Origin of the sequence: Paenirhodobacter sp., from assembly GCF_050177655.1 — a bacterium.
Classification (GTDB): Bacteria; Pseudomonadota; Alphaproteobacteria; order Rhodobacterales; family Rhodobacteraceae; genus Rhodobacter.
This window is the reverse complement of the sequence record NZ_JBFXGV010000044.1, coordinates 23489-30284: the sequence shown is the minus strand read 5'-3', so window position 1 is coordinate 30284 and position 6796 is coordinate 23489. Positions and strand designations below refer to the sequence as shown.

The following is a 6796-nucleotide window of genomic DNA, read 5'->3' as shown; positions in this document are numbered from 1 at the left end:
GCCGATCGCGCTTCTGGGCTTTGCCACGCCGCTCGCCGCGGCCTTGGCGATGTCCTTCTCCTCGATTACGGTGTCGCTCAATTCGCTGCGGCTGAAGTGAGGCTTTCCGATGTCCGTCCTGACCTATCTGATCCCGATCTCGCTCTTCCTGGGCGGCTTCGGCCTCGTCGCTTTCCTCTGGTCGCTGCGCACGAAGCAATATGAGGATCCGAAGGGCGACGGCGAGCGGATCCTCTCGGACAAATACGACGACCATCCGAAGGTCTGACCCCACAGGTCAAAACGAAAAGGGCGCCCCGGGAGGCGCCCTTTTTCCTGCGGTGGGGGAGGGGCTCAGGGCCCGATCACCGTGCAATCGCTGCCGCGCGCCGAAAGCCGCGCACAGGCGAGCTGCGCGCCCTGCTGGGTGAGGCCGACGAAATTCGCCTCATAGCCGGTCTTGCGCGTCGCGACCTTGCGCAGCGCATCGCCAAGCGTGTCGCTCTCCATCAGCGCGGTCTTCATCAGCGCGCGCTCGGCCGCATATTGCGAGGCGTATTTGCCGAGGTTGATGCCGTAGTTCCGCCCGCCCGAGGAGGAGGCGCGCGCCACCACTTCGCGGGTCTTCTGCTGCGCGGGGGCGGGGGGCGTGAGCGCGGCGAGGATCACCGTGTCGTTGCGCTTCGCCCCGGTCATCGCCAGGGTCTCGGGCTGCGGCGTCGCGCTTTGCACGAAGACCGGGCCGGTCGGATCGGTGTCGCCCTGCGCGATCTCGTCATCGGTGCCGTTCACCGGGTCGATCATCGCCAGCGTCTCGGGCTGCGGCGCGGAGACCTGCACGAAGCCCGCCCGCGGCGCGGCCGCCGGGCGCGGGCTGTCGCCCTGCGCGGCCTGGGCCACGACCGAGTTCACATTCTGCAGCTCGGCCACTTCCGCGGGCGCCGCCGGATCGAGCGGTGCCGCCGCATCGGCGAGCGCCATCTCGATCGCCGCGCGCTTGTCGCGGCCGACGCCCGGGCGCTTCGACGGGCGCGGGCTGGTGTCGGGCGCCAGCGCGACGATGATCCGCTTCGCCTCGGCCACGGGGGTGGCATTGTCCTCGCCCTCGTCGCTGTCGGCGATGCTGGTGCCGGTCACTTCGGGCCCGGCGACGTCGTTGTTCGCCATCAGCACGGCCGGCGGCTCGGGTTTCTCGGGGGTGACCTTGCCGGGCGCGCGGGCAAAGCCGAGGTCGAGCAGCTCGGCCACCTTGGCGTTGCGCTGCGCGGTCGAGGTGCCGCCGAACATCGTCGCGATGATGCGCTTGTTGCCGCGCTGCGCCGAGGCCACGAGGTTGAAGCCCGCGGGCACGGTGTAGCCGGTCTTGATGCCGTCCGCGCCCTCATAGGCGTCGAGGAAACGGCGGTTGGTATTGGCGACCTTGGCGATGCCCGCATCCGCGGTGCGGCGCGAGAACAGGTTGTAATATTGCGGGAAATCGTAAAGCACGTGGCGCCCGAGGATCGACATGTCATGCGCGGTCGACATATGGCCCTCGCGGGTCAGGCCGTTGGCGTTCTTGAAGGTGGTGTTCTTCATCCCCATCGACTTCGCCATCGCGTTCATCTTCGCGGCAAAGCCCGCCTCGTCGCCGCCGAGATAGTCGCCGATCGCCGCCGCCGCATCGTTGGCCGATTTGATCGCCGCGGCGCGGATCAGGTAACGCAGCTCGATCTTCTGCCCCGGGCGCAGCCCGAGGCGCGAGGGCGGCTGGCTCGCCGCATGGGCGGTCACGGTCACGACGCTGTCGAGGCTGACCTGCCCGCGTTCGATCGCCTGGAAGGTCAGATACAGCGTCATCATCTTGGTCAGCGAAGCCGGGTGCAGCCGGGTGTCGGCGTTCTTCTGGTAGAGCACCTCACCGGTGCGCGCATCCATCACATAGGCGGCGAAAGGCGCCGCAAATGCGAGTGCCGGAACCAGAACGAGAAGAAATGCCAACAGCCCCTGACGGACCCAGCGCATGAGCGTGGTCACGGTTCTTACCCTTATACTGCCTCTCGCCCCGGTTTTTGTCTGCGCAATTGAGTGACGCGATCGCTCGCGCGCGCATGGGGCTTTGACGGCCAGCGTAACACGGGTTTTCATCACTGAAAACCGCCTATTTTCAATCGCTTTCAGTGCGACCTTCATGCAACGGCGCAAGATCTCGTGGCTCCGCGGGAGGGGGGACGCGCTCCTTGGTGGGCGGGGGTTGCGGGTTACCGCGGCCCTAGCCCGGCGCCGCCGCGATCGCCGCGACGAGCGGCGGCAGACCGCCGAGATCGGCAAGTTCGGCAAAGCGCGGATGCGCCGCGGGCGCCGTCGCATGTTCGAGCGCCCAGGTCAGCGCATGGGGCACATGCACACCCCAGCCGCCCGCCGCGATCATCGGCAGCACGTCGGATTTCAGCGAATTGCCGACCATCAGCGCCTCCGCCGCGCCCGACCCGTGGCGCGCGAAGACCGCCTCATAGGTGTCGCGCCGCTTGTCCGAGACGATCTCGACCGCGTCGAACAGATCGCCCAGCCCCGACTGCGCGAGCTTGCGCTCCTGGTCGATCAGGTCGCCCTTCGTCACCAGCACGAGGCGGTAATGCCCGGCAAGCGCCTCGATCGCGGCGCGCGCCTGCGGCAAAAGCTCGACCGGATGGGCCAGCATCTCGCGCCCGGCGGCGAGGATCTCGCCGATCACCGCGCCGGGCACCGCGCCGCCGCTGACCTCGACCGCGGTCTCGATCATCGAAAGGGTGAAGCCCTTCACCCCGAAACCGTAGATCCCGACATTGCGCCGCTCCGCCGCGAGCAGCCGCTCTTCCAGATGCTCGGGCGCGGCGTGATCGGCCAGCAATTCCCGCAGCCGCGCCTGCGTCAGCTGGAAGAACCGTTCGTTGTGCCACAGCGTGTCATCCGCGTCGAAACCGATCGCCGTCAGCCGCATCCTTCCCCCTGACGCCCGGTTTCGCCCCGATCGGGACAATTGACGTTCTGCAAAGGCTTTCCTTGTGGCACGATCTTCCTATATTCCCCGGATATCCAGCCGATTCCCGCATCTCGGAGGCCGCCCTTGGCTTTTCTTCCCCTTCACATGAGCGCCGACCGCGAGGGCGACGGTGAGGGCGAGGCCGGCGTCGCGCTCAAGACGAAGCCGAAGACGCAGCGCCCGCCGATGTACAAGGTGTTGTTGCTGAACGACGATTACACGCCGATGGAATTCGTCGTGCATATCCTCGAACGGTTCTTCGGGCTCAATCACGCGCAGGCCTTCGAGATCATGCTGACCGTGCACAAGAAGGGGCTCGCGGTCGTGGGGGTGTTTTCCTTCGAGGTGGCGGAGACGAAGGTGGCGCAGGTGATGGATTTCGCCCGCCGCCATCAGCACCCGCTGCAATGCACCATGGAAAAGGAATAGGCGCCGCCCCTCGCGCCTTCCGTTCCGGAGACCTCATGAGCCATCCGCGCCTGTCCCTTGCGCTTGAAACCCCCGACGCCTTTCCGGCCTCGGGCCGTATCGCGCTTTTCCGCCCCACCGCCGAGACCGATCTTTCCGATCTGCCGCGCGCGCGGCTGCACGCGGTGCAGGGCTTCCGCCCCGATCACGACGCGCTCGCCGCGCGCGGCATCGCCGTCGCGCCGCTGCCCGAGGGGCCCTATGTCGCCGCCGTGGTCTTCGTGCCGCGCGCCAAGGCCGAGGCCCGCGCGCTGATCGCGCAGGCCTGCGAGATGGTGGTGCCCGGTGGGCCGGTCTGGATCGACGGGGCGAAGACCGACGGCATCGACAGCCTGCTGCGCGATTTGCGCGGGCGGATCCCGGTCTCCGATCCGATCGCCAAGGCGCATGGCAAGATCTTCCGCTTCGACGCGATGCCCGGCGCGCTGATCGACTGGCTGGCGCAGCCCTCCGAACCCGCGCCCGGTTTCACCACGCTGCCCGGCGTGTTCTCGGCCGATGGCGTCGACCGCGGCTCGGCGCTGCTCGCCGCCTGCCTGCCCGAGACGCTGCCCGCGCGGATGGTCGATCTCGGCGCCGGCTGGGGCTGGCTTTCGGCGCAGGTGCTGGGTCACAAGGGTGTGGAAAGCCTCGATCTGATCGAGGCGGAGCATGACGCGCTCGAATGCGCGAAAATGAACGTTTCCGACCCGCGCGCGCGGTTTTTCTGGGCCGATGCGACGAAGTTCACGTTCGAAAACCGCTATATGGGCGCGGTGATGAACCCGCCGTTCCACACCTCGCGCGCCGCCGATCCGGGGCTGGGCCAGGCTTTCATCCGGGCCGCGGCGGGGATGCTTTCGCTGTCGGGCACGCTCTGGATGGTGTCGAACCGGCACCTGCCCTATGAGGCGCTCCTGCGCGAGCTTTTCCATGACGTGACCGAGATCACCCCGCCCGGCGGTCCCGACGGCGCCTTCCGTATCAACCGCGCGGAACGCCCGATCGCCCATGCCACGAAGCCCGCCGCCCGGCCCGAGGCCGCGCCTGCCGCGACGCAGCGTCGCGTCTCTCGCAAGCGGCGCTGAAATGCGCTAACACTGGCCCAACCGGGGGCTGCCCCCCATCAGGAACGGAGCCGCCATGTCGCTCGCCATCACCGGCAAGACCGCCATCATCACCGGGGCCGCCCATGGCATCGGCCTCGCGATCGCGCGCCATTTCCTCGATCGCGGCGCGCAGGTGATGTGCGCCGACATCGACGAGGCGAAGCTGCTCGCCGAATGGGGCGATCAGGCGCGCTCTGAGGGGCCGGTGCGGATCTTCGCGGGCGACCTGTGCCAGAAGCTGACCGTCGCCAACCTGCTTTCGGCCACCGTCGACGCTTTCGAGCGGATCGACATTCTGGTCAACGCGGCGCGCACCTTCGCGCCGACGGCGGACCCGCTCGACCCCGATACCACCGTGCTCGACGACATGCTGCGCCAGAACATGAAGGCGGGGCTGCGGCTCTCGCAGCTCACCGCGAAGCGGATGATCGCCCAGGCCGAGCGCGAGGGAAGGCGCCAGGGCGAGATCGGCTCGATCGTCTCGGTCTCCTCGCTCGCCGCGCGCCGCACCCAGCCCGAGATCCTCGCCTATTCGATCGCCTGCGCCGCGCAGGATCAGGCGATCCGCTCGCTCGCCGTGGCGCTTGCGCCGCACCGGATCCGGGTGAACGGCGTCGCCTTCGCCTCGGTGATGAGCGCCTCGTTGCAGGCTTCGTTGAAGGAACATGCCGACTGGCGCGAGGCGATCGCCGCGGGCACGCCAATGGGTCGCATCGCGCCGCCCTCGGAACTGGCCGAGACGGTGCAATATCTCGCCTCCTCCGGCGCCGGTTTCGTCACCGGGCAGATCGTCACCATCGACGGCGGGCGCGGGCTGATCGACCCGATCGGGGTGCCGGGCTACTGAGGCCGGGCGCCGCGCGCCCCGGGCCGTTCACTCCGGGTAGGTGGCCCGGCAGGCGGCGATATTCGCCTGCATCTGCGGCCGGATCGCGGCGATCTTCGCGCGCAGCCCCTCCGCCTTGCGCCGCTCCGCCGCGGGGTCGATCGCGACCCGGCGCTGGCGCGTGATCACGTCGTCGTCAAGGCACATCCGCGGCCGCGCGATCTCCTTGCCATTCGGCTTGGTGATCGTGTCATAGCCGCAGACCTCCCAATGGGTGATCGTGTCCTGGTATTCCTCCCAGGCATATCCGCGCGCGAGATTGCCCTCGACCGTCGCGAGCATCGCTTCGAGCGTGCGGGTTTCGCGCGTGGCGCGGTTGAGGCACTGTTCCTGCGGCGTGCCGCAGGCGGCAAGACCGACGAGGATGAGAACCGGGAGTTTGCGCATCTTTGCCTCCGTGACGGGGGTATTCTCGGGCCTCGCGGGCGAAAACGCAATTCCCTGCGCGCGCCCCGGCTGCTAAGGGGATCGCAAAGGGAGACAGCGATGACCGATCAGGATTTCGAGGCCCGCAAGGCGCGGGCGAGCCAGTGGTTTTCCGAGCTGCGCGACCGCATCGTCGCCGCTTTCGAGGGGCTCGAGGATCGTTTCGAGGGCGAGGGCCCGGCGGGGCGCTTCGAGGTGACGCCCACCACCCGCAGCGGTCCCGCGGGGGAGGACAACGGCGGCGGCAAGATGTCGGTGCTGCGCGGCGGGCGCGTCTTCGAGAAGGTCGGCGTCAATATCTCGACGGTCTGGGGCACGCTTGCGCCGCGCGCGCAAAAGGCGATGGCGGCGCGCGGTGTGCCGGGGATGGAGGCCGATCCGCGGTTCTGGGCCTCGGGGATCTCGCTCGTCGCGCATATGCGCAATCCGCATACCCCGGCCGTTCACATGAATACGCGCATGTTCTGGACGCCGGGTGCCTGGTGGTTCGGCGGCGGCGCCGATCTCAACCCCTGCATCGAATATCCCGAGGACACCGCGCATTTTCACGCCGCGCTGCAAGCGGCCTGCGACGCGCATGACGCGGGCTATTACCCGCGGTTCAAGGCCTGGGCGGATGAGTATTTCTTCATTCCCCATCGCGGGCGCGCGCGCGGCGTCGGCGGCATCTTCTACGACGATCTCAACACCGGCGACTGGGAGGCGGATTTCGCCTTCACCCGCGCGGTGGGCGAGGCGTTCTTGCCCGCCTTCCTGCCGGTGACCGAGCGCCGCCTCGGCACGCCCGCCTCCGAGGCGGACCGTGACGCGCAGCTGATCCATCGCGGGCTCTATGCCGAATACAATCTGGTCTATGACCGGGGTACGAAATTCGGGCTGGAGACCGGGCACAATGCGGATGCGGTGCTGATGAGCCTGCCGCCGCTTGCGAAATGGGTGTGAGGGGAA

At 68.3% G+C, this 6796-nt stretch carries 8 protein-coding genes; 5 read left to right on the top strand and 3 right to left on the bottom strand.

The features are described from left to right. Positions 1 to 109 precede the first annotated feature (109 nt). Positions 110 to 268, top strand: coding sequence for a cbb3-type cytochrome oxidase assembly protein CcoS (ccoS, locus tag AB7U46_RS14160; RefSeq protein WP_428337626.1), 159 nt, complete (start codon positions 110 to 112; stop codon positions 266 to 268). A 65-nt stretch (positions 269 to 333) separates the two neighbouring features. Here ccoS and AB7U46_RS14155 read toward each other — a convergent pair whose 3' ends face one another. Together AB7U46_RS14155 and AB7U46_RS14150 are read right to left on the bottom strand one after the other, a co-directional pair. Next, a complete protein-coding gene (locus AB7U46_RS14155) occupies positions 334 to 1983 on the bottom strand; it encodes a serine hydrolase (RefSeq protein ID WP_428337629.1) in 1650 nt (549 codons plus the stop codon). A gap of 247 nt (positions 1984 to 2230) precedes the next feature. Continuing rightward, positions 2231 to 2938 (bottom strand): HAD family hydrolase, encoded by a 708-nt coding sequence (locus AB7U46_RS14150; RefSeq protein WP_428337625.1) that lies wholly within the window; start codon positions 2936 to 2938, stop codon positions 2231 to 2233. Positions 2939 to 3085: 147 nt separating this feature from the next. Here AB7U46_RS14150 and clpS point away from each other — a divergent pair, with 147 nt between their 5' ends. From clpS to AB7U46_RS14135, 3 genes are read left to right on the top strand one after another with little or no spacing between them, the layout of a single operon-like run. Next, on the top strand, positions 3086 to 3409 hold the full coding sequence (gene clpS, locus AB7U46_RS14145) for an ATP-dependent Clp protease adapter ClpS (RefSeq protein WP_428337628.1): 324 nt from the start codon (positions 3086 to 3088) through the stop codon (positions 3407 to 3409). A 35-nt stretch (positions 3410 to 3444) separates the two neighbouring features. Beyond that, the gene (locus tag AB7U46_RS14140) at positions 3445 to 4515 is read left to right on the top strand and encodes a methyltransferase (RefSeq protein ID WP_428337624.1); all 1071 of its coding nucleotides are present in this window, start codon (positions 3445 to 3447) and stop codon (positions 4513 to 4515) included. Positions 4516 to 4570: 55 nt separating this feature from the next. Next, positions 4571 to 5383 carry an SDR family NAD(P)-dependent oxidoreductase gene (locus tag AB7U46_RS14135; protein ID WP_428337623.1) on the top strand — a complete coding sequence of 271 codons (813 nt, stop codon included), beginning with the start codon at positions 4571 to 4573 and terminating at the stop codon, positions 5381 to 5383. 27 nt (positions 5384 to 5410) lie between these two features. On the opposite strand, the gene AB7U46_RS14130 is transcribed toward AB7U46_RS14135, so the two are convergent. Next, positions 5411 to 5809, bottom strand: coding sequence for a hypothetical protein (locus AB7U46_RS14130; RefSeq protein WP_428337622.1), 399 nt, complete (start codon positions 5807 to 5809; stop codon positions 5411 to 5413). Between the two features lie 99 nt (positions 5810 to 5908). Between AB7U46_RS14130 and hemF the strand changes: the two genes are divergently transcribed. Then, complete coding sequence (gene hemF / locus AB7U46_RS14125) at positions 5909 to 6790, top strand: oxygen-dependent coproporphyrinogen oxidase (protein ID WP_428337621.1); 882 nt, start codon at positions 5909 to 5911, stop codon at positions 6788 to 6790. Positions 6791 to 6796 lie beyond the last annotated feature (6 nt).